Origin of the sequence: Rhodococcus sp. KBS0724 (assembly GCF_005938745.2) — a bacterium.
In the GTDB taxonomy this organism is placed as follows: Bacteria; Actinomycetota; Actinomycetes; order Mycobacteriales; family Mycobacteriaceae; genus Rhodococcus_F.
In genome coordinates this window covers 1,487,605-1,512,529 of the sequence record NZ_VCBX02000001.1, presented here as the reverse complement: position 1 = coordinate 1,512,529, position 24,925 = coordinate 1,487,605, and the positions used below count along the sequence as shown (strand labels likewise).

At 62.7% G+C, this 24,925-nt stretch carries 23 protein-coding genes; 10 read left to right on the top strand and 13 right to left on the bottom strand.

Translation table 11 applies throughout. From position 1 onward, the window contains the following. Positions 1-10: 10 nt before the first annotated feature. Positions 11-415 (bottom strand): VOC family protein, encoded by a 405-nt coding sequence (locus tag FFI94_RS07015; RefSeq protein ID WP_138872348.1) that lies wholly within the window; start codon positions 413-415, stop codon positions 11-13. An 85-nt stretch (positions 416-500) separates the two neighbouring features. Between FFI94_RS07015 and FFI94_RS07010 the strand changes: the two genes are divergently transcribed. The 3 genes from FFI94_RS07010 to FFI94_RS07000 all read left to right on the top strand — a co-directional run bounded on the left by FFI94_RS07010 (position 501) and on the right by FFI94_RS07000 (position 2,787). Further along, the gene (locus tag FFI94_RS07010) at positions 501-1,073 is read left to right on the top strand and encodes a DUF4126 domain-containing protein (protein ID WP_138872347.1); all 573 of its coding nucleotides are present in this window, start codon (positions 501-503) and stop codon (positions 1,071-1,073) included. Positions 1,074-1,100: 27 nt separating this feature from the next. Beyond that, on the top strand, positions 1,101-2,069 hold the full coding sequence (locus tag FFI94_RS07005) for an alpha/beta hydrolase (RefSeq protein ID WP_138872346.1): 969 nt from the start codon (positions 1,101-1,103) through the stop codon (positions 2,067-2,069). A gap of 496 nt (positions 2,070-2,565) precedes the next feature. Continuing rightward, entirely contained in the window at positions 2,566-2,787 is a 222-nt protein-coding gene (locus tag FFI94_RS07000) for a hypothetical protein (protein WP_138872345.1), read from the top strand. Between the two features lie 82 nt (positions 2,788-2,869). Here the strand turns inward: FFI94_RS07000 and purH are convergent, their stop codons facing one another. The 4 genes from purH to FFI94_RS06980 form a co-directional block, all read right to left on the bottom strand. Further along, a complete protein-coding gene (gene purH, locus FFI94_RS06995) occupies positions 2,870-4,429 on the bottom strand; it encodes a bifunctional phosphoribosylaminoimidazolecarboxamide formyltransferase/IMP cyclohydrolase (RefSeq protein ID WP_138872344.1) in 1,560 nt (519 codons plus the stop codon). Further along, positions 4,422-5,063, bottom strand: coding sequence for a phosphoribosylglycinamide formyltransferase (purN, locus tag FFI94_RS06990; RefSeq protein WP_185993391.1), 642 nt, complete (start codon positions 5,061-5,063; stop codon positions 4,422-4,424). The genes purH and purN overlap by 8 nt, the downstream gene beginning before the upstream one ends. A gap of 57 nt (positions 5,064-5,120) precedes the next feature. Next, the gene (locus FFI94_RS06985) at positions 5,121-6,641 is read right to left on the bottom strand and encodes a DUF6350 family protein (RefSeq protein WP_185993144.1); all 1,521 of its coding nucleotides are present in this window, start codon (positions 6,639-6,641) and stop codon (positions 5,121-5,123) included. Between the two features lie 70 nt (positions 6,642-6,711). Beyond that, the gene (locus FFI94_RS06980) at positions 6,712-7,680 is read right to left on the bottom strand and encodes a DUF5336 domain-containing protein (RefSeq protein WP_138872342.1); all 969 of its coding nucleotides are present in this window, start codon (positions 7,678-7,680) and stop codon (positions 6,712-6,714) included. A gap of 86 nt (positions 7,681-7,766) precedes the next feature. On the opposite strand from FFI94_RS06980, the gene FFI94_RS06975 reads away from it, so the two are divergent. After that, positions 7,767-8,390, top strand: a complete 624-nt coding sequence (locus FFI94_RS06975) for a YigZ family protein (protein WP_138872341.1) — start codon at positions 7,767-7,769, stop codon at positions 8,388-8,390. A gap of 113 nt (positions 8,391-8,503) precedes the next feature. On the opposite strand, the gene sucD is transcribed toward FFI94_RS06975, so the two are convergent. The 3 genes from sucD to FFI94_RS06960 form a co-directional block, all read right to left on the bottom strand. Then, complete coding sequence (sucD, locus tag FFI94_RS06970) at positions 8,504-9,406, bottom strand: succinate--CoA ligase subunit alpha (protein ID WP_033234208.1); 903 nt, start codon at positions 9,404-9,406, stop codon at positions 8,504-8,506. A gap of 15 nt (positions 9,407-9,421) precedes the next feature. Beyond that, positions 9,422-10,591: an ADP-forming succinate--CoA ligase subunit beta gene (gene sucC, locus FFI94_RS06965; RefSeq protein WP_138872340.1), complete on the bottom strand. Its 1,170-nt coding sequence runs from the start codon at positions 10,589-10,591 to the stop codon at positions 9,422-9,424. 192 nt (positions 10,592-10,783) lie between these two features. Beyond that, entirely contained in the window at positions 10,784-12,676 is a 1,893-nt protein-coding gene (locus tag FFI94_RS06960; RefSeq protein ID WP_260683898.1) for a hypothetical protein, read from the bottom strand. 233 nt (positions 12,677-12,909) lie between these two features. Between FFI94_RS06960 and FFI94_RS06955 the strand changes: the two genes are divergently transcribed. After that, on the top strand, positions 12,910-13,947 hold the full coding sequence (locus FFI94_RS06955) for a M23 family metallopeptidase (protein ID WP_138872338.1): 1,038 nt from the start codon (positions 12,910-12,912) through the stop codon (positions 13,945-13,947). Positions 13,948-14,026: 79 nt separating this feature from the next. Here FFI94_RS06955 and pcrA read toward each other — a convergent pair whose 3' ends face one another. Then, positions 14,027-16,633, bottom strand: coding sequence for a DNA helicase PcrA (gene pcrA / locus FFI94_RS06950; RefSeq protein WP_260683897.1), 2,607 nt, complete (start codon positions 16,631-16,633; stop codon positions 14,027-14,029). A 326-nt stretch (positions 16,634-16,959) separates the two neighbouring features. Between pcrA and FFI94_RS06945 the strand changes: the two genes are divergently transcribed. Then, positions 16,960-17,268: a chorismate mutase gene (locus tag FFI94_RS06945; protein ID WP_033234204.1), complete on the top strand. Its 309-nt coding sequence runs from the start codon at positions 16,960-16,962 to the stop codon at positions 17,266-17,268. A gap of 98 nt (positions 17,269-17,366) precedes the next feature. Beyond that, positions 17,367-19,022: a glucose-6-phosphate isomerase gene (gene pgi / locus FFI94_RS06940; RefSeq protein WP_185993143.1), complete on the top strand. Its 1,656-nt coding sequence runs from the start codon at positions 17,367-17,369 to the stop codon at positions 19,020-19,022. 17 nt (positions 19,023-19,039) lie between these two features. Here the strand turns inward: pgi and FFI94_RS06935 are convergent, their stop codons facing one another. Continuing rightward, positions 19,040-19,852, bottom strand: a complete 813-nt coding sequence (locus tag FFI94_RS06935; RefSeq protein ID WP_138872336.1) for an FAD:protein FMN transferase — start codon at positions 19,850-19,852, stop codon at positions 19,040-19,042. Between the two features lie 124 nt (positions 19,853-19,976). Here FFI94_RS06935 and FFI94_RS06930 point away from each other — a divergent pair, with 124 nt between their 5' ends. Further along, on the top strand, positions 19,977-21,260 hold the full coding sequence (locus FFI94_RS06930; RefSeq protein WP_138872335.1) for a hypothetical protein: 1,284 nt from the start codon (positions 19,977-19,979) through the stop codon (positions 21,258-21,260). Between the two features lie 380 nt (positions 21,261-21,640). Then, a complete protein-coding gene (locus tag FFI94_RS06925) occupies positions 21,641-22,084 on the top strand; it encodes a helix-turn-helix domain-containing protein (RefSeq protein ID WP_138873643.1) in 444 nt (147 codons plus the stop codon). Between the two features lie 37 nt (positions 22,085-22,121). Here FFI94_RS06925 and FFI94_RS06920 read toward each other — a convergent pair whose 3' ends face one another. Genes FFI94_RS06920 through FFI94_RS06910 form a run of 3 tightly spaced genes read right to left on the bottom strand, consistent with a single transcriptional unit; the run spans position 22,122 to position 24,244 of the window. After that, positions 22,122-22,940 carry an ABC transporter permease gene (locus FFI94_RS06920; protein ID WP_138872334.1) on the bottom strand — a complete coding sequence of 273 codons (819 nt, stop codon included), beginning with the start codon at positions 22,938-22,940 and terminating at the stop codon, positions 22,122-22,124. After that, positions 22,900-23,754, bottom strand: coding sequence for an ATP-binding cassette domain-containing protein (locus FFI94_RS06915; RefSeq protein WP_138872333.1), 855 nt, complete (start codon positions 23,752-23,754; stop codon positions 22,900-22,902). The genes FFI94_RS06920 and FFI94_RS06915 overlap by 41 nt, the downstream gene beginning before the upstream one ends. A 1-nt stretch (position 23,755) precedes the next feature. Further along, entirely contained in the window at positions 23,756-24,244 is a 489-nt protein-coding gene (locus FFI94_RS06910; protein WP_138873642.1) for a MarR family winged helix-turn-helix transcriptional regulator, read from the bottom strand. Positions 24,245-24,420: 176 nt separating this feature from the next. Between FFI94_RS06910 and FFI94_RS06905 the strand changes: the two genes are divergently transcribed. Next, positions 24,421-24,924 (top strand): hypothetical protein, encoded by a 504-nt coding sequence (locus tag FFI94_RS06905; RefSeq protein ID WP_138872332.1) that lies wholly within the window; start codon positions 24,421-24,423, stop codon positions 24,922-24,924. Position 24,925: the final 1 nt, after the last annotated feature.

Sequence of the window (24,925 nt, the reverse complement as noted above, 5' to 3'; positions counted from 1 at the left end):
AGATTCGAGGTCAGCCCTCCACCTGAGACTGGTCCATCCAGATGATTTCCCAGATATGACCGTCGGGATCCTGGAAGCTGCGGGAGTACATGAATCCGTGGTCCTGAGTGGCATTTCCAGCGCTACCACCGGTCGCGAGCGCCTTGTCGACAATGGCGTCCACCGCCTCACGAGTCTCCGCCGACAGACCCAACAGCGCTTCCGTCGACGTAGACGTGTCGGCGATTTCCTTCGACGTGAAGGTCTTGAAAAATGGTTCTGCCAGCAACATCACGACAATTTCGTCGCTGATGACGATCGACGACGCGTTGTCGTCGGAGAACTGCGGATTCTTGGCATATCCCAGTCCCTCGTAGAACGTGGTTGCCCTACCCAGGTCCGTGACAGGCAGGTTGAGGAAGAACATGGTCGACATGGTGTCCCTTTCCGGATGATCTGCTGTGCGCCTTTATCAACCGCGGGCGGTTAATAAAGGCGCACAGTAGACCTAAACTCCACCCATGGATACCTGGGTCTTGCCCGCCATGCTCGGCCTCGGCCTTGCCGCCGCGTCGGGGATGCGAACGTTCCTACCGCTACTGATGCTGAGCGCTGCCGTCCATTTCGAGCTGTTCGGCATCACTGTCGGTGAGTCGATGCAGTGGATCGGATCGACCGGTGCCCTGGTGGCGCTGGCGATAGCCGCCGTCGTCGAATTGGGTGCCGACCTCATTCCGTTTGTCGACAACGCGCTGTCCGTGGTCGGCAATGTCACCGGCCCCATCGCGGGGGTGATCGCGGCCTGGGCGGCATTCAGCCATCTTGATCCTGCGGTGGCCGGGATAGCCGCCATCATCGTCGGGGCACCAACAGCCCTGACTTTCAGCTCCGCACAGACCGGCGCGCGAGCGGTCAGTACGGCAACTACCGGCGGGCTCGCCAACCCTGTTCTCTCCGTCGTCGAGGACGTGCTGACGTTCTTCACGTCGTTGATTGCGATGATCCTTCCTCTTCTGATCATTCCGCTGCTCGCCGCGCTCTTGTGGTTCAGTTGGCGGGGCCTGCGCCGCCTCCGCAGTGCGCGCACAGCCTGAACATCCGAACCTGGTAGACAGGTCGTCATGTCCGACACCGAGATCACGTTTCAATCCGGCGACGTCACCCTCTTCGGGAGCCTGCGCCTCGCCACCACTCCAGACGAACAAGCACCGGCCGCACTCATCCTCGCGGGTAGCGGTCCCACCGATCGCAACGGCGACAGCGCACTACTCGAAGGCGATATCGGAACGCTTCGATTCATCGCGGATCTCCTTGAGGAACAGGGCATTTCAAGTCTGCGTTACGACAAGATCGGCAGCGGCGAAACCGGATTGGGGCCATACGAGGTCGACGACATCGCAGATCTCGGTTTCAACACGTACGTCGACGCGGCCTCTGCCGGTCTGGACTTCCTGGCGGCGCAACCCGGCGTCGACGCCGATCGACTGATCATCATCGGGCACAGCGACGGCGCGGTGGTGGCTCTTGCCGTGGCAACTGGTCACGACGGTTCCCGCGTCCACGCTCTCGCTCTGGTCGAGCCGCTGAGTATCAGGCTCCTCGACCTTCTGACAAACCAGATTCACGGGCAGCTCGACGCAGTTGTCGGGGCCGGGCAGTTGCCGGTCGAATTGGCTGACGAGCTTCGTGTGGCACTTGCCGATGCCGTCGAATCGTTGCGCAGTGACGGTACGGTTCCCGACGATCTTCCCGAACCTCTTCGCAATGCCGGATTGGTGTACGCAAATGCCAAGGCTCTCGCCGAAGAAGATGCACTGGACCCGGTTGCACTGGTGGCGGCACTCCCCGCCGGCATGCCAGTCCTCACCAGTTGCTCGGCGAAAGACATCCAGATCGTTCCGGCTGAAGTCGCGGCACTCGACGAGGCTCTCGCCCATACCGCGCTCACGTCGGTACGGATGAAGAACGCGAGTTTTGTGCTCAAGGATCTCGGTGACGAGTTCTCGACCGGTCCCGATTACGTTGCACCCTTGCCGTACTCGAGCGAGTTTGCGGAACCGTTTGCTGCCTGGGTTCGATCTCTGCGCTGAGTCACACTGCCGGGCTGCATACAGACCGAACGACCTTGTTTTCACCATGAAAGTTCCCCTTGCGAATCATCGTGAGGGGACTTTCGTTTTCAGCACCGGACCTGCACAAAGAGCGACCGCACGACGCCGATCACCGGGACAAAAGTCACGCGAAGTTTACGTTTGTGTTGTTTTTTATTGGTGCAAACCCTGGCAGCGTCCTGTACGGTCATCCATTAACCAGCTACGCCGAACGAGAAAGGCACGGATCAGATGACGCTTCACCCGGACTTTGCATCCGCGCTTTCCTGGCGCAGTTGCACCGCCCCCGTACAGATTTTTTCGGCCGTCACATCGGCAGATCGTCTGGCAGGCAAGGCGATGAATCACAAGCACGCGAGCCATAAGCGCGGTGTACCCCGAGAATGATCCACCGATTGATCGGATCCTTTTTCGGGCACCCAGGGCAAACGCCTCGGGTGCCTTTTCTTTTACCTTTCACATGCAGGAGAACAACATGAAACTTCGAGTCAACCAACTGTCCACTGCGCCCCCGTATGCCGATCTGCCCTCCGACCTGAGCGGTTACGCCGTGACGCTGGACCTCTCGCACTCCGACGCGGCCCACGAAGCGACTCTTGGCGCCTTGATCAGCGAGATCCGCGCCCGCGGCGCTTCCCGTGTCGTGATCACCGGAACTCCGCGTGAACTTCAGGGAACACACATCCACGCTGCCTGACCCGATAGACACACCGCGAGAAGCTAGAGACAACAAAACGGGCCCCGACATTCACGTCGAGGCCCGCTTCACACGAAGTTGATCAGTGCGCGAAGTGGCGCGCACCTGTCAGGTAGAGCGTGATGCCGGCTTCCTTGGCAGCCTCGATCACTTCGTTGTCACGAACGGAACCGCCGGGCTGAACTACAGCCTTGACGCCCGCGTTCAGGAGAACCTGAAGTCCGTCGGGGAACGGGAAGAACGCGTCGGACGCGGCAACCGAACCGACAACACGATCACCGGCACGCTGGACGGCAAGATGCGCCGCATCCACGCGGTTGACCTGGCCCATTCCGACGCCGACCGAGGCGCCGCCGGAAGCCAGTAGGATTGCGTTGGACTTCACGGAGCGGCTTGCGCGCCAAGCGAATTCCAGATCCTTGAGTGTTTCCGCGTCTGCTGCTTCACCGTTGGCAAGTGTCCAGTTGGCCGGGTTGTCACCATCGGCGTCGAGGACGTCACGCTGCTGCAGCAAGGTGCCACCGGAGATGGGGCGAAGCTCGATGCCGGTTGCGGTCGGTGCGGCAGCCTTCAGAACACGAATGTTCTTCTTGCGCTGCAGAACCTCGACGGCGCCGTCGGCATAGGACGGCGCGATGACAACCTCGGTGAAGATGTCGGCGATCTGCTCGGCCAGTTCGACGGTGACCTCACGGTTGGCTGCGATGACGCCACCAAAAGCACTGACCGGGTCGCAGGCATGCGCCTTGCGGTGGGCGTCGGCGATATCGGAGCCGACGGCAATGCCACAAGGGTTGGCGTGCTTGATGATTGCGACCGCCGGGTCAGCAAAGTCGTAAGCTGCGCGCCACGCGGCGTCGGAGTCCGTGTAGTTGTTGTACGACATTTCCTTGCCGTGCAACTGCTCGGCCTGAGCCAAACCTGCCGGAGCGGCCGGGTTTTCGTACAGCGCAGCATCCTGATGCGGGTTCTCGCCGTAACGCAGAACAGCACTGCGGTTCCAGGTGGCACCGACCCAGGCCGGGAACTGCGAGCCGTCTTCGTCCGCCGCGATGGTGCTGGTCATCCAGCTCGCAACAGCCACGTCGTACGACGCGGTGTGCTGAAATGCCTGCGCTGCAAGGACTGTGCGCTCACGCAGTGTGAATCCGCCGCCGGCCACAGCTGCCAGAACATCGGTGTAACGGGCCGGATCAACCACAACGGCAACCGACGGGTGGTTCTTCGCGGCAGCGCGCACCATCGACGGACCGCCGATGTCGATCTGCTCGACGCACTCGTCCGGCGTGGCGCCAGAGGCAACCGTCGCCGTGAACGGGTACAGGTTGACAACAACGAGCTCGAACGTCGCGATGCCGAGTTCCTCGAGCTGCGCGAGGTGATCCGGCTTGCGGGTGTCAGCCAGAACGCCGGCGTGAACGCGCGGGTGCAGCGTCTTCACTCGACCTTCGAGGCATTCGGGGAATCCGGTCAGAGCCTCGACCGGGGTCACGGGGATGCCAGCATCGGCGATCTTCGACGCGGTCGAGCCGGTCGACACCAACTCGACACCGGCCTCGTGCAGACCCGTTGCCAGCTCGATCAGACCGCTCTTGTCGTAGACACTGACAAGAGCGCGGCGCACAGCCTTGCGTTCACTCACTGGGGATCACGGCCTTTCGTCCATCGGAAACTACTCCGTGTGTAGCGACAGCGGCGATAACGTCCGCCAACAACCGCCGCTCTACAACTTTGATGCGCTCGTGCAATGACGACTCAGTGTCGTCGGGAAGCACTGCCACAGGTTCTTGGGCCAGGATCGGCCCGGTATCGACGCCGTCGTCGACCAGATGCACCGTCGATCCAGTGACCTTGACGCCGTACGCCATCGCGTCGGGAACCGCGTGCGCGCCGGGAAAGGCCGGCAGCAACGCGGGGTGGGTGTTGATGATCCGGCCACCGAATTTCGCGAGGAAACTGGGTCCGAGGATCTTCATGAAACCGGCGCTCACCACCAGATCCGGCTGGTGTTCCGCAACAGCGGAAGTCAGTGCCAGGTCCCAGGCGGCGCGATCGGCAAAGTCCTTGATCGACACTTTGAACGCGGGAATCCCGGCGGCGCCCGCATGTTCGGTGGCCGCGCAGTCTCGATCGACACCGACGGCAACGATCTTCGCGGGATAGTTCTCGGTGTACGACGCTTCGATGAGCGAGGCCAGGAGGGTTCCGGCTCCGGAGGCGAGAACCACGACGCGGGTAGGCGTCGCCTGCTGCAGGTTGTGGGCCGAGGCAGTCAGCGCTCTACTCCTGAGATCTAGAAGATGGTGTGGCCGGACAATCGGCCAGACGACAGCTTAGTCGCTGGGGTCTTTCACCGGTGAGGGCAGGTCGGTCGCAGACTCGTCGGCAGAATCGTCAACGACGGTGACAGCGTCAACCTCGACCTCGTCAGCCTTGGTTTCTTCAGCCTCGAGTTCTGGAGCATCGGGCTCCTCGGGCTCCTCGGGCTCCTCGGGCTCCGTCTCGTGCGCGGAATCGGTTTCGTCCACCGACTCGTCGGCCCGGTCCGTGCTCGCATCATCGTCTTCGGACTCAGCCGACTCTGCAGCTTCAGCCGACTCCGCGGGTTCATCCGACTCTGCAGCTTCGACTGGCGGCGCCGTCACCGTGGGTTTCGGCGCGGGTACCGCCCGATGCTGCAACCACGTCGTGATCAGTGCGCTGATCGATCCGAACAACGCCAACCAGCCGAAGGTCAGCAACCCGACGGCCCACCAGGTCACCTCGACGGCACCGAAGTACCCCAACTCCCCACCACTGGCGAGGGCGAGGAAGGCGATCACTGTTCCGCTCATGAACGCGGCGGCAACGGCTGTGAGGATTCCGTCCTGCCCGCCGACGCGGCGTGCGCAGTCGCGGCCGAGGTAAATCCCGATCGCAACCGGAACTACGAGGAGGACGGGCCAGAACCCGCCACCTTGGCCGGCCGGAACGGCTCCGAGAATCGGCAGGGGTGGAAGATCGCCGCCGACGTTGCCGAAAACGCTGGTGGAGACCTCACCGATGTCGGCGCTTGCGCCCGTCATGACGGCGACAGCACCGACAACAAGATTGGGCAGATAGAGCAGCGACAGCACGGTCAGACCCAGTGCTCCGACAAAGCCACCGCCGCGTGAAAGGAGATCGCCGACGGTGGACCAGGAGATGAGAAGCGCACACAGAACGGCGATCGATCCCGCTGCCAGCAGCGCCGTTGTTGTCCACGCGCCCGGGCGAACGGCAGCAGATGCCCAGCGTGGAAGCTCCGGTTCGATGATCTGCCAGTGAGCGACAGCAACGCCGACCGCCGCGGCCACGAGGTGAATTCCGGCGACCCATCCGAACGCACTCAGTGCATTGGGGCTCGACAGTGGGATTGCCGCGGACGCGTCCGCAACGACAGCCAGGCAGATCGCGGTCACTGTGAGCGGTCCCGCCACAGCTGCGCCCACGAGTCGCGCTGCTGCTACGCGCGTATCGACGAGTGTTGCCGCCGACGCGCATCGCCGGGCTACCACCCACATCATGAGTGCGGTGGGGAGCAACGGCAGCACACCGAGTTGAACGTCGTCGATGAAAACGGGAACTTGATGAATGGCCAGCCACGTCGCCGCGATGGCGCCGAATGTCCCGGTCAGATCACTGCTCGCCGATACCAGTGTGACGACCACGACGGCCGAGATCAGCAGGATCGCCATTCCCGACGACCGGAAGGCCACCGTGAGCAAGGTTCGCGTCTCGTCTGCTTCGGGCGCGGGTGTTCGCAGCGACGTACGCCCTCGTGTTTGCTGACCGGCAGAAGGGCGTGGTCGTGTTCGATCAGTCAAAGAATTCATCCCCTCGAGGATTTCACCCGACGTCGCGGCGCGCACTCAGGCGCGCCGCCGGGACAAATCCGAAAACCCCTTACTGCTGACGCTCGTCGGGGTTCCGAGGTTCGAAAGCTCGAGTCTCGGCTGCGGGGTCGGTGTTCTCGCCCGTTTCGGGAGTTGCGGGAGCTTCGAAACCGGTCTGCTGTGAAGGCGTGGGCTGGGCAGACGGGTACGACGACGCTTGGTGCTGGGACGGATACCCGGCCGGAGGCTGCTGCCCGGAGGGGTACTGCGGCGCGGACTGCGTGTACCCGCCGTACTGCTGGGATTGCTGGGCCGACGTGTCGCCGGAATCCGCGGGTGTGGCGCCGTATCCGCTCGCATATCCCTGTTGCTGCGCGCCAGGCTGCGGTGTCTGGCCGTACTGCTGTCCGTACTGCTGGCTCTGAGCCCCGTACTGCTGCGCCTGGCCCGGCTGCGGCTGCCCCGGCTGGCCTTGCTGGTACATCTGCTGCTGCGGCTGGCCGTACTGCTGGTAGCCCTGCCCGAACGCCTGGGGAGCTACCGGCCGGGGCGCGGGGGCCTTGAGGATTCCGATGTCGAAGAGCAGCGCAGCCACCGCGACGACGGTCTGCACGAATCCGAGGACGAGGACGACTACCAGTCCCCATCCGAAGCCGATATCGAGGTAATCCGTCGAACCGAGGCTGAACGCGGTGAACACCAACGAGACATATCCGACCAGGGACAACGCGGCAAATATCCCTGCGTAGCGTTGCTGCGGCAGCAATGACACCGCAGCCAGAACACCGCCGGCAAAGAGGAATCCGAGTCCGTAGACGCTGGTTTCGAAGAAGCTGGATGTCGTGCTCACTTCGGAACCGACGCCGGAACTCGTGATCGAGGTGAAGGGGGCGAACCCGAGCAGAAAGTTGACGATTCCCAACGCGGCTACAGCGATGGTCAAGAAGAAACCGATCTTGGCCCCACCGCCTGCGTTCGGGGGCGTCGGCGATCCGTACGAGGATCCTCCGAAATTTGACCCTTGCGGTGTGAACGTCATGGCTTCCCCTCGTGGACGGACGGCTGTCGATTCCAGCCTATGTGCCTTGTCTTCTCACGCCAACACCGACAGGAGACAATGGACAGATGCCCTTCACTCTCGCTCCCGGCGCGGATCACACTGTCGAGACGGAAGTGAAGCACTCGCGGTTCATCGCCTCGCTCCGCCGAGTCGAGGACACAGAGGCCGCAAAACAATTCCTGGCCGAACAGAAATCACTGTATTCGGATGCGCGCCATCATTGTTCGGCCTTCGTGGTGGGCTACGACGCATCGTCGCGGTCCGAACGCGCCGACGACGACGGCGAGCCCGGCGGCACTGCCGGGATTCCGATGCTGCAGGTACTCAAGGCCCGCGATCTCGTGGACGTAATCGTGGTCGTGACACGCTATTTCGGTGGCATCAAGCTGGGCGCGGGCGGTTTGGTGCGCGCGTATTCCGGGGCCGTGTCGGTCGCGGTGGATTCCGCCCCATTGGTCGGCCGCGAGCGACGAACGTTGCACACCTTGGCAATTCGACATGGGGAGGCGGGCCGCGTCGAGGCCGAACTGCGCGCCCGCGGAGTTGTAGTCCTGGGGACCGACTACGGATCGAAAGCTGTTCTGACACTTGCCACTCACGACCCCGAATACCTTGCGTCGACGGTTGCGTCGATCACCTCGGGCGCCGGCCAACTCGAAACCGCGGGCGATACGTGGGTGGACGTCTGAGACGCCCGGCAGCCACGCTCTCGCAGTAACGAACAATGCCCGCAACCAGGAGAAAACCTGATTGCGGGCGCTGTAGTCCGAACACGCGAAGCATTACGCTCCGCACGAAGAACTTAGAGGCTCTGAAGGATCTCGCGAGCGAGAGCAGCGGTGGCGGACGGCGTCTTGCCGACCTTCACGCCTGCAGCTTCGAGAGCTTCCTGCTTGGCCTGAGCCGTTCCCGAGGAACCGGAGACGATGGCGCCTGCGTGGCCCATGGTCTTGCCTTCGGGAGCGGTGAAGCCTGCCACGTAGCCGACAACCGGCTTGGTGACGTGAGCCTTGATGTAATCGGCTGCGCGCTCTTCCGCGTCGCCACCGATTTCACCGATCATCACGATGACCTTGGTGTCTGGATCGTTCTCGAATGCCTCGATGGCATCGATGTGCGTCGTGCCGATGACCGGGTCGCCGCCGATGCCGATGGCGGTGGAGAAGCCGAAGTCACGGAGTTCGTACATCATCTGGTAGGTCAGGGTGCCCGACTTGGAGACCAGGCCGATGGGGCCGGTGCCGGCAATGTTGGCTGGCGTGATGCCGACGAGAGCTTCACCCGGGGTGATGATGCCGGGGCAGTTCGGTCCGATGATGCGCGTCTTCTTGCCCTTGGACTCGTTGTACGCCCAAGCGTAAGCGGAGTCCTGGACCGGGATGCCCTCGGTGATGACCACGAGGAGCGGGATCTCGGCGTCGATAGCCTCGACGATGGCGTCCTTCGAGAAGGCCGGGGGGACGAACGCGATGGAGACGTCTGCGCCGGTCTCCTTGATTGCCTCTTCGACCGTCGCGAAGACGGGGAGCTCGACAGCGGAACCGTCAGCAGCAACGTGCGAGACCGTGGTGCCGGCCTTGCGTGCGTTGACGCCGCCGACGACCTGGGTGCCGGCCTTGAGCATCAGAGCGGTGTGCTTGGTGCCCTCGCCGCCGGTGATGCCCTGGACGATGACCTTTGAATCCTTGGTGAGGAAGATTGCCATTGTTCTGTGAGTCCCTTACTTCGCTGCGTGAGCGAGTTCGGCGGCCTTGTCGGCGGCCTCGTCCATGGTTGCGACGACCGTGACCAGCGGGTGGTTGGCCTCGGCGAGGATACGACGACCCTCTTCGACGTTGTTACCGTCCAGGCGAACGACGAGCGGCTTGTTTGCCTCGTCGCCCAGGGTCTTCAGTGCGCCGACGATGCCGTTGGCAACAGCGTCACACGCGGTGATGCCGCCGAAGACGTTGACGAACACGCTCTTGACCTGTGCGTCGTTGAGGATGACGTCGAGGCCGGCTGCCATGACTGCAGCGGAAGCTCCGCCGCCGATGTCGAGGAAGTTGGCGGGCTTCACGCCACCGTGGTTCTCGCCGGCGTATGCGACGACGTCCAGCGTGGACATGACAAGGCCTGCGCCGTTGCCGATGATTCCGACCTCACCGTCGAGCTTGACGTAGTTGAGGTCGTTTTCCTTGGCCTTGAGCTCGAGGGGATCGGTTGCGTCGCGATCCTCGAATGCCTCGTGGCCGGGCTGACGGAACGCTGCGTTCTCGTCGAGGGTGACCTTGCCGTCGAGGGCGAGGATCTCGTCGGAAGGCGTGCGAACGAGGGGGTTGACCTCGACGAGGAGTGCGTCCTCGTTGATGAAGACCTCCCACAGCTTCTGGATCGTGACGGCCGCTGCGTCGAGCACCTCTGCGGGCAGCTTTCCTGCCTCGGCGATGCTGCGCGCGAACGCGAGGTCGACGCCCTTGACTGCGTCGACGGGGATCTTGGCGAGAGCGTCGGGGTTCTCCTCGGCGGTGACCTCGATCTCGACGCCACCCTCTACCGAGCACATAGCCAGGTAGGTGCGGTTGGTGCGGTCGAGCAGGAAGGAGATGTAGTACTCCTCGGCAATGTCACTTGCCTCTGCGACCAGCAGCTTCTTGACGACATGGCCCTTGATGTCCAGGCCCAGGATTGCCTCTGCGTTTGCCACTGCGGCATCCACGTCGGGCGAGTACTTCACGCCACCGGCCTTGCCGCGGCCACCAACCTTGACCTGCGCCTTGATCATTACGGGCTTGCCGATTTCTTCGGCAATCTCGCGTGCTCCTGCGACCGTGTCCGTAACACGCCCAGCCGAAGTCGGCACTCCGTGCTTGGCGAAGAGTTCCTTCGCCTGGTATTCGAAGAGATCCATCTGCTCACCGTCTCGTCTGCGTTGACACCCGCTCGAGGGGTAGGAGCGGGTCTGTTCTGGACTTTAACCAGTTGCTGCGTTCGGTTTGCGCCCGCATACATGCTATGTGGCCCATGTCACGCGACATCGCCAGGTGCGGCAGTCGTCACCGATCGGAAACGTAACTTCGCACCCATTTGTCAAGCGCGGGTCTCACCGCCGCCCGGCATGCATCGACAGCGTGGTTCGCGCACTGAAGAAAGCAGCAACGACTAGCAAGAGTAGGCCCGTCGCCGATGCGATCGCACCCGCCCCCACTGTTGCGTCCGGTATGCGTGAAGACGTCAGTGGTCCCGCTGCGAGATACACCGACACCGACACCGCCGATCCGACGAGGAGCGCGGCGGCGCGCGGCGGCCGGGATCGGGTGGCGACGACGGATGCGAGCAGGACGGACACTCCGACGAGGAGTTGACCCCAGGTATCGATCCCCCACGCGTCGCTTCCCCACGGCCATTGCGTGATCGACGCCGCAGTGTGAGTTGCACCGCGATACAGCGGCAGGGCGGTGCCGACAAGTGCAAGTACACCGCCGAGTCCGGCGAGGATTCGGACCACGGAGTTCGCCTCGATCTCGACGGATGTATCGATTTCCTCGCGTTCCGCGGTTCCGGCGAACCACAACGCCAGGCCGGCGGCAGCTGCGAGCGCGGAGGCCACGCCCATCACGTACACCCCGGCCCCGAGTCCGACACCCGAAACATCGGTCGCGATGACAGCTGGTTGCAGTACAGCGGCAATTCCCATGACGACGGTGGTCCACAGCGTTCCCACGGCCGGCCGAATGGCAACACCGCGCCCCGGAATCCACAACCCGAGCGACGCGACGAGGAGGACGATCGCCGCCACGAAGACGATGCGGGTGGCAAGTATCGACGGTTCGGCAAGGCCCCCGGGTAGGGACAGAATCGGCAACGACGCTCCCAGTCCAGCCAAGACTGCTGCGCCGATTCCGAGCGCCCCGGCGATGCGATGCAACTTCGTGACGTGAGCCTGCGCTTCGCGGGCCTGCTCGATCATCGCGGCTCGGCGTGCCTTCTTGGTGCCGACGGTCTGTGCCTGACTCCCGGATCTCACCGGCCGCACTTCTGCTTCTTCCGCTGCAGCGACCTCGCGCCGCGTCGCCAGAATCGGTAAAACCGCACCAACTCCCACGACGACCACCGCCGCGACGGCACCGACGACCGATCCCGCGCCGACACCGATCCGGTCGTCGGACGCCAGACCGGCAACAACGCGAGTGCCACTGACTCCCAGTGCGCCGACACCGGCTCCGACAACGCCGCCTGCGCCCACCCACGGCGAAATCGACGTCAGGGCCGACGCCGTGACAATCAGGACTGCAACGGCGACCAACGCGGTTCCGACAGCACTGGCTGCCGGACTGTCGACGAGAGTGCGCGCGAGAAAGATCGGATCCTGCGAGTCGAAGGCAGGCCCGAACAGAGAGATCGCGTAGACGCCTGCGGCAAGAATCAATACGGACGTCGCACCGGCACCGATGCGTCCACCCACGGATCTACCGTCGAACTCGGCGGCACGCGCGCTGCCGTATCCGTCGCGCTCGGACTCACCGTGAACCACCACGAGTCCCAGGATTCCGGCAACAACCAACAGCGCATGTCCGAGGAGTGCAACGTACGACCCGGCACCGGCGGTGATTGCTCCGGCGGAAATCGGACGGAAGAGTTCCAAGCGGTTTGCGTCGATTGCGTCGACGAACAACTGCAGATCGAGAATCGCGACTCCGAAGGACAGCGCACCGGCACCGGCCAAGAGCGCTCCCGCCATCGCAGGGTGACGACGCGTCACCACAATCGCAGCGGCCGGGATCGTGAGTGCGCACAGCGCACTGAATATCGAGGCGGTCACGATCGAGCCGGACGCACCAGGTCCACTCCCCACACCGATCAGCGGCGCAACGGAGACTGCGGCCGCGCCGAGCAGCCCCAGAACCAGTGCCAGGGCGAGCCGCGGTGGGAGTGGGCGATCGGTGCGAACATCGCCGGACGCGTGTACCGACGAGCTTCGGGGTGATGACGACACCTGGTCGACGGTAGTGCCTGCGCAGGCCGGTGATCTGGTTGTGACACACCCTGACATCAATCGAGATACTTGGTCCGATTTGTCCGAAACGATGTTTTGCCTGGTCAGAGTGTGAGCCACGTCACAAACAGAGGCTCGTTTGCTGTATAGGTTGCACGTGTCGCAACCATTTCGTTACCGTTGCTCCAGCTAAGTCACAGGCTGATCACGAACCCCAAGGAGCGAACAGGCATATGCGACACAGCCAGTTCACCGCCAGTAGGTTCACAAAATCAGAACCGGACGAGGTCACGCCCTCTTATCCAACGCACTCGGCCCGGCGTTACACCGAGACCAAAAGTTCTGAGATTTCTTCCATTATGTTCACTCGTTCCGCTTCCCCCACGTCGTCAGATTCCGACTCGGTAGACGCCTTCCCGGCAGACTTCGAGACCGTCGAGTCCGACGTGAACAGCATCTCGACTTTCACCCCACCGGCATCTGCAGATGTCACCTCCCCGGTTCGTCGCACCGGCGCCCACCGCATCCCCACCCCGCCCTCCGCACTCAAGGGCCGCGCCGCAGTTCTTGCCGTCGCAGCCGGCGCGGTAGTCGCCGCAGGGCAAGCAGTAGTCAACAACGGCTCAGGTAACGCAGTCGAGCACTCGGACATCGCACTGGCCGATCAGTCCTCCACCATCGGAACCACAGCACAGCCGCAGGCAGCCCAGTTCGCACCCACCGCCGCAGCGTCGTCCACCACCGCAGCCGACGCACCCCAGGTGCTCAACGTCGCCGCACCGACCGACCTGTCGCAGTTCAGTAACCTCCTTGCCAAGGGACAGCGTTTCAGCGAAGAGCGCGCAGCCCGCGAAGCCGCTGCCCGGCGCCCCCTGTTCGTCCTCCCCGCCGTCGGAACCTTCACGTCGAACTTCGGTAGCCGCTGGGGCACCCTGCATGCCGGCGTCGACATCGCAGCACCCATCGGAACGCCTATCGTCGCAGTAGCCGACGGCACCGTCATCGACTCCGGCCCGGCTTCCGGGTTCGGCATGTGGATTCGCCTGCAGCATGCCGACGGCACCATCACCGTCTACGGCCACATCGATACCACCCTCGTCACGGTCGGCCAGCAGGTCATGGCCGGCGATCAGATCGCCACCGTGGGCAACCGCGGCTTCTCCACCGGCCCGCACCTGCACTTCGAGGTTCACCTCGCCGGCGAGAACAAGATCGATCCCCTCCCCTGGCTCGCTTCGCGCGGCATCAGCCTGGGCGTCGAGCAGGACTAGACTTAGCCGATACCAAAACTTTTGGCCCGCACCTTATCCGGTGCGGGCCAAAAGTTTTTTGCTACAGTTTCTCTTCCCCCTACAGCTTCACCATCGGGACGCCGCCGATGAGCATCAGACGCACCTTGCCTGCGCTGCCGAAGTCGATCGTGACTGTCGCAGTCGGACCGGTGCCCTTGGTTTCCAAGACCGTACCCAGCCCGTACTTGTCATGACTGACCCGATCACCGACTGCAAGAACCAGGTTGTTGTTTCGGCCTCGCGCAGCACCGAAACTGGGTGCGGGAGAGTCGTTTCGAGAGGTGTTGCCGTACCCGCGGCCACCCTGATTGCCGTAGCCCTGACCACCGCCGTAGCCCTGACCGCCACCGTAACCGGGTCGGCCGCTGCCGAAACCGCCGCCGGTGCCCGGGTCTTCGCGGCGCCAGTTGATCAGATCCTCGGGGATTTCGCTGATGAACCGTGATGCTGGGTTCTGAATCGGCTGCCCCCACGCGGAGCGCATGATCGCGCGCGTCAGATACAACCGTTGCCGAGCGCGCGTGATGCCGACATAGGCGAGGCGTCGTTCCTCGGAGAGTTCCGCCGGATCGCCGAGGGCCCGCATGTGCGGGAATTGACCGTCTTCCCAACCGGTTACGAAGACGACGGGAAATTCGAGACCCTTGGCGGTGTGCAGTGTCATCATGGTGACAACGCCTTCGTCGGAGTCGGGCAGTTGATCCGCGTCGGCCACCAACGACACTCGCTCGAGGAACGCTGCCAGCGAACCCGGATCGGGTTCACCTTCGCGCATCGCTGCGGTTTCTTCGTCGTCCGGGTCGATCAGTCCGGCAGCATTTCGCGCATCAGAGCTGAATTCCCTTGCCACACTGACAAGCTCGTTGAGGTTGTCAAGCCGGGCACCGTCCTGAGGATCACTGCTGGCGGCAAGTTCGGCGCGGTAGCCACTGCGCTCGAGCACAGCCTCTGCCACTTCACCGATGTCACCGATCTCGGAAGACTCACTGCCGTCAGCAGATTCGGCCGGAAGCAACGTTCGCAGGCCGTCCATCATGTCGAGGAAGGCAACGATCGCCTTTTGGGAACGCGTATTGAGAAGTGCAACCTTGCCTTCGGCCGCATCCCGCAACGCGGCAGCAAAGCTGATGTTGCGATGCTCCGAATGCACGGCAACACAGGCTTCTGCACGGTCGCCGATTCCGCGTCGTGGAGTGTTGAGGATTCGACGCAAGCTCACCGTGTCGTCCTCGTTTGCGAGTACGCGCAGGTAGGCGACGATGTCGCGAACTTCCTTGCGCTCGTAGAACCTGACGCCGCCCACGATCTTGTATGGCACACCGAGGCGGATGAAGATCTCCTCGAGCGCACGCGACGAGTTGTTGGTGCGGTAGAAGACTGCGACATCCGAGAATTTTGCGTCACCGTTCTCGACCAGCCGATCGATCTCGGAGGCGACAAAGGATGCTTCGTCGTGCTCGTTGTCCGCGACGTATCCGACGATCAGTTCGCCCTCACCGGAATCGGTCCACAATCGCTTCTCGCGTCGGTCCGTGTTCTTGGAGATGACGGCGTTGGCAGCCGAAAGGATGTTCTGCGTCGAACGGTAGTTCTGCTCGAGCAAGATGGTGCGGGCGTCCGGGTAATCGCGTTCGAACTCCACGATGTTGCGGATGGTTGCACCGCGGAACGCGTAGATGGACTGATCGGCGTCGCCCACCACACACAGCTCTGCCGGCGCCACCGCGTGGTCTGATTCGCCTGCGCCACCGACCAATTCACGCACCAGCATGTACTGCGCATGGTTGGTGTCCTGGTATTCGTCGACGAGGACGTGCCGGAAGCGTCGACGGTAGTACTCCGTGATCTGCGGGAAGTTCTGGAGCAGAGCCACCGTCTCGCCGATGAGATCATCGAAATCGAGCGCGTTGGCCGAGCGCAGGCGCTGCTGATAAATCCCGTACACCTTGGCAACCAGGCGAGGCAGTTCCGCGGGATCCTTGTCCGCAGCCGCGACGGCTTCCTCGGGGTCGATCAATTCGTTCTTGAGATTCGAGATGTGCGTCGCAAGCAATCTGGCCGTGAAACGCTTGGTGTCGAGTTCGAGATCCTTGGAGATCATCGTCAGGAGCCGGCGTGAATCATCCGAGTCGTAGATGGAGAAGTTGGAGTTCAACCCCGGAAGCAACGCCGCCTGAGCGCGCAGAATGCGCACACAACTCGAGTGGAACGTGGACACCCACATGCTGTTGGCGCGCGGCCCGACCAATCCCGCGACGCGCTCACGCATCTCGGCGGCAGCCTTGTTCGTGAACGTGATGGCAAGAATCTGCCCAGGGGTGGCGCCACGCTCGGCCAGCAGATACGCAATGCGACGCGTCAGCACCGCGGTTTTGCCAGAGCCTGCACCGGCCACGATGAGCAGCGGTGAACCGGCATGGACGACGGCTTCGCGCTGCTGCGGGTTGAGACCCTCGAGAAGCGCGTCGGAACCCGAGCCACCCTGCTGTGCAGAATGACCATGCTGTGCAGAATGACCATGCCGGGAAGAATGATCGTGCTGGGGCGCATCGTGCTCGTGTTCGTGTGCGAAGAGACCGCCCTGCGCGTAAAGGTCTCCCTGCCCGTCCAGACCACCCTGCCCGTCAAGACTGCCCTGCTCACCGACTGCTGGATACATGTTCATCGTCTGTCCACGCTACCGGCGTCCACCGACAAGAGTGTGAGTGCGTGCGTCGCGGGGTGATGGCACTTGGAACTAGGGTACCGAACATGGCAAACTGGACGCTATGTTGAGCCTGTGCAACACCCCGACCACCTGCGTTTGCGGCAGTGTCGGTGCGCGGTGGCACTACTTTACGGGCGCCGGACCGCGGTGCTCGTGAAGTCTTCGAACAGCTCACCTGCCTCTGGTCCGACTCGGATCCGGGGCATTTTTCGTCAGGGCGCTGGATCGGTAACGACCCGAGCTGAGAACACGATCCACGCAGTAGAAAGAGGAGACGAATACATATGAGCACGCAGGCAACGGCACCCGAAGGAAACTCCACCCCGACCGACGTCGACGTTCCGCGCAGCGAAGCCGAGATCAACGAACTCCGTAAGGAAATCGATCGTCTCGACGCCGAGATCCTGGCAGCCATCAAGCGCCGCTCCGAGGTCTCACAGATCATCGGTCGTACCCGGATGGCTTCAGGGGGACCGCGCCTGGTTCACAGTCGTGAGATGAAGGTGCTCGAGCGTTTCAACGAGTTAGGCCAGGAAGGTCACACGCTCGCGATGTTGCTTCTGCGTCTCGGCCGCGGACGCCTGGGACACTAGATCCCCACAGTTCGAACGGTCCGGCTGATCGGAGCAGGCCAGGCTGCCGACGAGACTCATCCAGAAGTTTCCCGACCGGGCCGTTAAAGTCGATGACTGTGAGCCTTGACATCACCGGAACATCAGCCTGGCAGAAACTGCGCGCTCATCACGCCGATTTCCACGCCGTTCACCTTCGGGAACTCTTCGACGAGGATCCGGCGCGCGGAACCGAGTTGACGGTGGATGCCGGTGATCTCCACATCGACTACAGCAAGCACCGCGTCAGTCGCGAGACTCTCGATCTGCTGGTCGCGCTGGCCCGTGAGGCCGGCGTCGAGGAGCGTCGCGACGCCATGTTCGCGGGTGATCACATCAACACTTCCGAGGATCGGGCGGTTCTGCACACCGCACTGCGGCTCCCGTCTGACGCATCCCTCACTGTCGACGGCCAGGACGTCGTGGCCGATGTTCACGAGGTTTTGACGTCCATGAGCGCCTTTGCCGATCGTGTTCGCAGCGGTGAGTGGACCGGATTCACGGGAAAGCGCATCCGCACCATCGTCAACATCGGCATCGGAGGATCGGATCTCGGACCGGTCATGGTGTACCGCGCGCTGCGCCATTACGCCGACGCCGGCATCAGCCTCCGGTTTGTCTCCAACATCGATCCCGTAGATCTGGTGGGGCAGCTGGCCGATCTGGATGCCGAGACCACATTGTTCATCGTCGCATCCAAGACGTTCTCCACGCTCGAGACCCTGACCAATGCAACGGCAGCGAAGCGCTGGCTGTTCGCCGGTTTGGGTAGCGAAGACGTCGCCGCTGTCGCCAAGCATTTTGTTGCGGTGTCCACCGATGCCGAGCGGGTCTCCGCGTTCGGAATCGACACGGCGAACATGTTCGGATTCTGGGATTGGGTGGGTGGCCGCTACTCGGTCGACTCTGCCATCGGCCTCTCCGTCATGTGTGCGGTCGGCCCCGTTCGCTTTGCCGAGTTCCTCGACGGCTTCCACCAGATCGACATGCATTTCCGCACCCGACCGCTGGAGGAGAACGCGCCGGCGCTTCTCGGCTTGATCGGACTTTGGTACTCCAACTTCTTCGGTGCACAGTCACGCGCCGTGTTGCCGTATTCCAATGACCTGCTGCGCTTTCCAGCCTATCTGCAGCAACTGACCATGGAATCGAACGGCAAATCCGTCCGCTCCGACGGCAGCCCGGTCACAACCTCGACAGGCGAGATCTTCTGGGGCGAACCGGGAACCAACGGCCAGCACGCCTTCTACCAACTACTCCATCAGGGCACGTGGCTGGTGCCTGCCGATTTCATCGGTTTTGCCGAGTCCACAGACGATCTGCCGACAGCTGACGGAACCGGTTCGATGCACGACCTCCTGATGAGTAATTTCTTTGCGCAAACCAAGGTGTTGGCGTTCGGGAAGACCGCGGAGGAAATTGCGGCGGAGGGAACACCGCCGGAGTTGGTGCCGCACAAGGTGATGCCAGGTAACCGTCCCACCACCACCATCTTGGCCAAGGAGCTCACACCGTCGGTGGTCGGGCAGTTGATCGCGCTCTACGAGCATCAAGTATTTGTCGAAGGTGCTGTGTGGGGTCTCAATCCGTTCGATCAGTGGGGCGTCGAACTCGGCAAGACTCAGGCTTTGGAGTTGGGGCCTGCACTCTCGTCGGCGGAAGCTCCGAGCGATCTCGGCGATTCCTCGACCGATGCCCTGGTGAACTGGTACCGCACTCAGCGCGGCCGGGCCTGAGCGAGACATTCGAACTGTCAGGCGGCGTCCGGCCCGAACCAATTCTCGGTGGTATACACACGCCCGGACCGGTCCACCAGCCTGGCTCGAAGCTCTTGTTGCTCAACCCATTTGATCGCACTGATCCCCCGCGTCAGTGCTGCCCGGCTGGCGGCGTACGCCCACACCGCGTCGTCGGCAATCACCGACACCTGCGCCCATTCGGTTGACGGACGATCCTGGTGCGGTTGCCATGAAGCCGGCTCGGCGGCGTGCGCGGTGGCAATTGCCGTCCCGTTGGCCAGTTCGACGTCCTCGCCGCCCGGAACCGGAATCTGCCAACCGCCGGCCGGAGCGTGCCCCGCAGTGGCAAGTACGTCGCCGATCCGCACCGCAACACCACATTGCAGCTCTGCCGCAACAGTTTGCGCGGCTCGATCCACGGTGTCCGCCTTCGCCACTCCGGTGATGTCGAAGGAAGCTCCCCACGGCGCGTACACGACGTCGCCGTCGAGTTGCACGTCCTCGAAGGTGGGCGTCGGGTGGACGGGCGGAATCGAGTCGTCCTCCGAGAAGTTGTCGGCGAGCGGGTTCACCTCGCCGGCTGTCATACGTGCCGCCCACAGCGCCGAACGCAACAGCGACGACATCCGGCGGGTCACTTTCACCGGCGTCCCCTGGGCGAGATTGACGGCATGAATTTCGGCGTCGCCGCGCCCGAGATCGCAGAGCGCTTCGGTGTCCTCGATGGCGGCGGCGATCAGCGCGTGCGCTGTGGGCAGCGCAGCACCCTCCGTGACATCCACCTCGATGGCGGAATCCCACATCGCCCACTTCTCGACACTGACCATGTCAGCCTGCCTTCCGACCACGCCGGCCCTTCGTACCACGCGGCGTAACAACCAGTATGCGCCGATTCGCAGGTGTGCCGCCAGAAACCGCAGGTCCACTACGTGCCCGGCTTACACTGCTGAGGTGGGAGTTCGTTTGAGTGTCGTCGACGAGATGTTTCTGTGGACCCACCGAGGTCTCGGCTTGCCGATCGTGATGCAGGGGGTGTGGCGCACCGACAGCGTCGTCGATCCGGGTGAGCTCGAGCAGTTGTGTGTACGCGTGGCCTGCGGGCCGCTCGGCCGGCGCGTGCGCAGGCCCCGAATTCCTGGGGCCCGGCCCGAATTTGTCGCCAACTCGCGCTACTACCCTCTGAGCGTCCGTTCGGAACCCATCGCCGCCGACGCGGTGGTCGAGTGGGCCGACGATGCGGCCCTGGTGTCGGTCGATCCCGAACGAGGGCCGGGGTGGCGCATCGCCGCGACCTACGATTCCAGTGGCGGAACCGTCGTCTCCGTAACGTGTTCTCATGTCCTTGCCGACGCCCGCGGATTGATCGGCGCTCTGCGCGACGCGATGCAGCACAAAGCTTCACCGCCCAGCGATCACACTGGTCGGTCGGATATCGCTGACGCGCTGTCGACGGTGGGTCGGGTTCTGCGCGGAACCTCCCGTGCTGTCGGCGGATTGATCGTCAGTCCGGCGCGCAGAGCCGAGCTCCGCGGATTCACTACGCCCGCAGCCCCTCGCCGTTCAGCACGACAGACGGTAACCACCGCGATCCTGGAAGTGGATCGGGCGCAATGGGATGACGTCGCAGCGTCTTCCGGAGGCACTCCCAACAGCTTGTTCCTGGCTTGTGTCGGCGAGCTCGCCCGGGCCGAGAACAAAACCGCCGCAGTCACGCTCAGCGTTCCGATGAACGTGCGCACTACTGACCAGAGGGACAACTTCGTCGGCAGTGACAACTCCGTCGATAATGCAGTGGCGATGGTCGCCATCCCTCTTACTCCCTCGACAACTCTCGCCCAGATTCGCAGATTGTGCCGCGACGCATTCGAGGCTCCGCCGATGTCGAGCCCGGCCGGCTTCCCGGCTGAACTACTGCAGGTCGTCCCGGATCGCGTAGCGCATCGCCTTGCCGACGGACCTGGTCAGCGAGATGCCTTGTGCTCCAATATCGGTACGGTCGACATCGATCAGTTCGAGGGGCATCGAACGAGCGGGCTTGCCCTCCGCGCAGTGCATCCTGGTGCGAGCGCCGCCCAACTGGACAGCACATCAACTCGCGTCTCCGGTTACCTCAGTCGCAACAACGCCACCTACACCTTGTCGCTGGTGAGCTTCGAATCGGCCGACAATCAGGCACTGCGCACGCTGGCCTGCAACACGCTCGAAAAATTCGGCATTTCCGCTCGCTCCTGGTAACCCTCATTCCCCTTCGAGCGAACACGCCAGTCGAGGCCTTGGGAGGCCCGAAAGGTATGCTCGCACAAGAGACTGGCCAGTAACTTCGTCGAATGGGCTGCATAACAGCACAAATCAGTACAAACCGCCCGGAAGGTACTGATTGAACATTCTGATAACGAACGGTCAGTTCGCGTCGCAAATCACACTGTCTCCAAACGCTTTTACTGCCTGAAAACCCAAATATCCCCAGGTAAAAGCACTCTCATTTCTAAACATCCAATTTCGCGTCGTCTACTATGTGAATCTGCTTTGGATAACTATGCAATCGCAGAAATATGCAGCACGTTGTGGCGCACCCGTCACGAGCGATGGGAGGAACCGTGGAAATGGGAGGAACCGTGGCAGATTCGTTCCGAGAACGACTGAATGCCCTGTACCCCGTAACGCCTCCCCGACTGACCAATGCGCAAGTTGTAGATGCACTTTCCCGACGTGGCTGTCGAATTTCCACACCGTATCTCTCGCAGTTGCGTAGTGGCGTCCGAACCAACCCGTCGGAGCAGGTAGTGCTGGCACTCGCCGACTTCTTCGGAGTCGACGCCGAGTACTTCTTCGCACCTACTCCTCGCCAGGATCCGGAACTCATCCCCGACGAAGACCGCTCGGTTGCCGAAGAGTTCTACGACAACGAATTGCGTTCCCTCACACGCAAAGCCGTGGATCTGTCCCCGGAGTCGCAGAGCCTCCTTTCCTCGATTGCCGAGAAGCTCAGATCCTCCGAGGGTCTGCCTTCCGTGCCGCCCGACTGCATCACCTACACCGCACCGCCGCCGCGCGACTGATGTCACCTCTGGCGCTGTACTGCGCCAGAGGTGGCACTCACCGGGTCAGTCGCCCCAACAGCGCAGAGGCAGTGACAATTCCCAGCAACGCCGCTCCGATCAGCACTGCGAAGTCGACGGCGTAATTGGTCGGGATCCCGATAAGCAAGCCGCGCAACGCCGATACCTCGTAGCTCAACGGATTGATCCGGCTGAGCCACTGCACCCATCCGGGCATCAGTTCTACCGGATAGAGCGCGTTCGACGCGAAGAACAGCGGCATGGTGATCGCCTGCCCGATTCCCATCAAACGATCGCGCTTGAGGACAATGCCGGCGATCGCAACGGAGAGACAGGCGAAGAACGCTGCTCCGAGCACGACAACAACCACAACCCCAAGCAATTTGATCGGATTCCACGTCATACTCACACCCAGCAACGCCGCGACGATCACGACGACAATGGCTTGCGCAACTGCGCGGATGCCTGCGGCAAACGCCTTCCCGGTGACTAGTGCAGCCCGTGGCGTCGGCGTAACCATCAGTTTGGTGAGCACACCGGCATCACGTTCCCAGATGATCTGGATTCCGTAGAAGATGGCAACGAAGAGCGCCGACTGCGCGATGATTCCCGGGGCCAGAAAATCCAGATACGGCACATCACCGGTGGGGATCGCCCGAATATGGCTGAACGTCTGACCGAAGATGACCAACCAGAGGATCGGTTGGATTGCGCGCGTGACCAATTCGGATCTGTCGTGGCGCAGCTTCTGCACCTCGACCAAACAGAAGGTATAGATTCTCGACAACAGGCGGGCGAACCCGTTGGTAGTGGGATCAGCCCATGCGGCGCGCTGTGCGACGGGTGCTGCGGACATCGCGTAGACCTCCTGACTGGCCGTCGGCAAGTGCGTCACCGGCGACGCTACGAAACACATCTTCGAGTGTGGCGCCCGGACCCAACGATTCGGCCAGTTCACCCGGACTACCGACGGCGCGCAGCTCACCGTGATGCATGAGTGCAACGCGGTCGCACAATTCGTCGGCTTCCTCCATGTAATGCGTCGTCAGCAAAACGGTCATGCCGTACTGCTTCTGCATCTCGGAGACTCTGCGCCACACCGATTCACGGGCAATCGGGTCCAATCCAACGGTCGGTTCGTCGAGAACCAGTAGTGCCGGCCGGTTGACGAGCGCCTGCGCAAGTTCCAATCGCCGGACCATTCCGCCTGAGAAGCCGGCCGCAACCTTCTCCGCGGAGTCGAGAAGATCCACCATCTCGAGGGCTTGGTCGACCCTTTCCCGTCGCTCCGAACGTGGCACGTCGTACAAGCGGGCAAACCAAGTCACGTTCTCTCTCGCAGTCAGCGCGCTCTCGATCGAAAGCTGTTGCGGCACATATCCGAGGTACCTGCGAATAGACATCGCTTCGGTTCGAACCGACCGCCCCAGAATTCGGATATCGCCGTCTTGCAAGGGAAGCAACGTGTTGAGCAGTCGAATTGTGGTGGTCTTTCCCGCTCCGTTCGGTCCCAGCAAACCGAAGCACTCGCCGCGTTCGATAGTCAAGCTGAGGTTCTTCACAGCACGGTTGTCACCGAACCGATAGCTGAGCGAGTCGATCTCGACCGCAGGACCGTCGGTACCGGCGACTTGCGACGCGGCTCGCCTGTTCCACCACTGAAATGCCATCTCACACCTCTTCTCTCGTGTCCGCGACGGCATCATTTTCGGCGTTGTCGACACCCGTTTCCCCGACATCGGCCAGCGCTGCAGCAAGCCGCGACAGCGCCGGAAGTGCTGCTTTGATATGCGCACGGTCCTCGTCACCGAGGCGCGACAGCGCTTGATCGACCGCAATACTGCGACGGTCTCGCCAGTATTCGACACGCTCGCGGGCATCTTCCGACAGGGCGAGTCGCGCCACGCGCCGATCGCTGTTGTCCACAACACGTTCGACGACACCGTCGTCCGACAGCTGCCGCACAAGGGTGGACACCGTATTGGCGGCAACACCGAGTTTGTCGGCCGCCTCCGCGACAGACACTCCGGGATGCCGTCGAAGTAACCGCACCAGCTCGATCTGGGCGCCGGCCAACGGCCGCTCGGCAAACGGACGACCCGACGCCTTCCGGGTACTTCGCCTCAGTTGGCCGAGCACCTCCAGAACGTCATCCGACATCCGGTGACCTGCATCTTTCGAATCCACATTTCAACAATAGCTCTGTAACAGAGGTATTGTCTACGGGTCCCCGTCACACGGCGGTCAGGGCAAATTCCGGTCCACGAGACGAGTTTCCGAAACCTCCGGCTCGGGTATCCCCACTGCCGGTACCGTCAACCCCGAACGGAGCGATCATGCGCAGACAGTGGCTGTTCGCGATTGTCGCCAGTGCCGCACTAGCCGCGTCCGGCTGTTCGTACGACGCGACCGACTCCGGCACCGATGCCGACAACGTCACCGCGAGGCCGACGTCGCTGTCGCCGCCTGCTGCTGCCGGTGCGGTGCTGCTGAAGACTGCCGACTCCCCACTGGGAACAATTACCGTCGACGGCGAAGGCATGACCGTCTACATCTACGACCCGGACGAAGAGCACCCGACCGGCGATTCGTGCGACGAGAGTTGCCTCCGGTATTGGCCTGCCGTCACGTCTGTCACCGATTCCCCGGTGACGGAAGGGATCAACGCGGCGATCGGTACGGTACCGGGTCCTGAAGGTTCGTTCCAAGTGACGGTCAACGGCAAGCCCGTCTACCGATACCTGGACGACCAGGTGCCCGGCGACATGTCAGGGCAGTCCATCGGCAGTCTGTGGTTCATGATCGACGAATTCGGAAATCCCGTCTTCGCCACGGAGTAGT

What these genes read in the sequence shown, in the direction of transcription:
- FFI94_RS07015 (WP_138872348.1), bottom strand. Translation starts at nt 415, where the DNA reads ATGTCGACCATGTTCTTCCTCAACCTGCCTGTCACGGACCTGGGTAGG.
- FFI94_RS07010 (WP_138872347.1), top strand. Translation starts at nt 501, where the DNA reads ATGGATACCTGGGTCTTGCCCGCCATGCTCGGCCTCGGCCTTGCCGCC.
- FFI94_RS07005 (WP_138872346.1), top strand. Translation starts at nt 1,101, where the DNA reads ATGTCCGACACCGAGATCACGTTTCAATCCGGCGACGTCACCCTCTTC.
- FFI94_RS07000 (WP_138872345.1), top strand. Translation starts at nt 2,566, where the DNA reads ATGAAACTTCGAGTCAACCAACTGTCCACTGCGCCCCCGTATGCCGAT.
- FFI94_RS06985 (WP_185993144.1), bottom strand. Translation starts at nt 6,641, where the DNA reads ATGAATTCTTTGACTGATCGAACACGACCACGCCCTTCTGCCGGTCAG.
- FFI94_RS06980 (WP_138872342.1), bottom strand. Translation starts at nt 7,680, where the DNA reads ATGACGTTCACACCGCAAGGGTCAAATTTCGGAGGATCCTCGTACGGA.
- FFI94_RS06975 (WP_138872341.1), top strand. Translation starts at nt 7,767, where the DNA reads ATGCCCTTCACTCTCGCTCCCGGCGCGGATCACACTGTCGAGACGGAA.
- sucD (WP_033234208.1), bottom strand. Translation starts at nt 9,406, where the DNA reads ATGGCAATCTTCCTCACCAAGGATTCAAAGGTCATCGTCCAGGGCATC.
- sucC (WP_138872340.1), bottom strand. Translation starts at nt 10,591, where the DNA reads ATGGATCTCTTCGAATACCAGGCGAAGGAACTCTTCGCCAAGCACGGA.
- FFI94_RS06955 (WP_138872338.1), top strand. Translation starts at nt 12,910, where the DNA reads ATGCGACACAGCCAGTTCACCGCCAGTAGGTTCACAAAATCAGAACCG.
- pcrA (WP_260683897.1), bottom strand. Translation starts at nt 16,633, where the DNA reads ATGAACATGTATCCAGCAGTCGGTGAGCAGGGCAGTCTTGACGGGCAG.
- FFI94_RS06945 (WP_033234204.1), top strand. Translation starts at nt 16,960, where the DNA reads ATGAGCACGCAGGCAACGGCACCCGAAGGAAACTCCACCCCGACCGAC.
- FFI94_RS06935 (WP_138872336.1), bottom strand. Translation starts at nt 19,852, where the DNA reads ATGGTCAGTGTCGAGAAGTGGGCGATGTGGGATTCCGCCATCGAGGTG.
- FFI94_RS06920 (WP_138872334.1), bottom strand. Translation starts at nt 22,940, where the DNA reads ATGTCCGCAGCACCCGTCGCACAGCGCGCCGCATGGGCTGATCCCACT.
- FFI94_RS06915 (WP_138872333.1), bottom strand. Translation starts at nt 23,754, where the DNA reads ATGGCATTTCAGTGGTGGAACAGGCGAGCCGCGTCGCAAGTCGCCGGT.
- FFI94_RS06910 (WP_138873642.1), bottom strand. Translation starts at nt 24,244, where the DNA reads ATGTCGGATGACGTTCTGGAGGTGCTCGGCCAACTGAGGCGAAGTACC.
- FFI94_RS06905 (WP_138872332.1), top strand. Translation starts at nt 24,421, where the DNA reads ATGCGCAGACAGTGGCTGTTCGCGATTGTCGCCAGTGCCGCACTAGCC.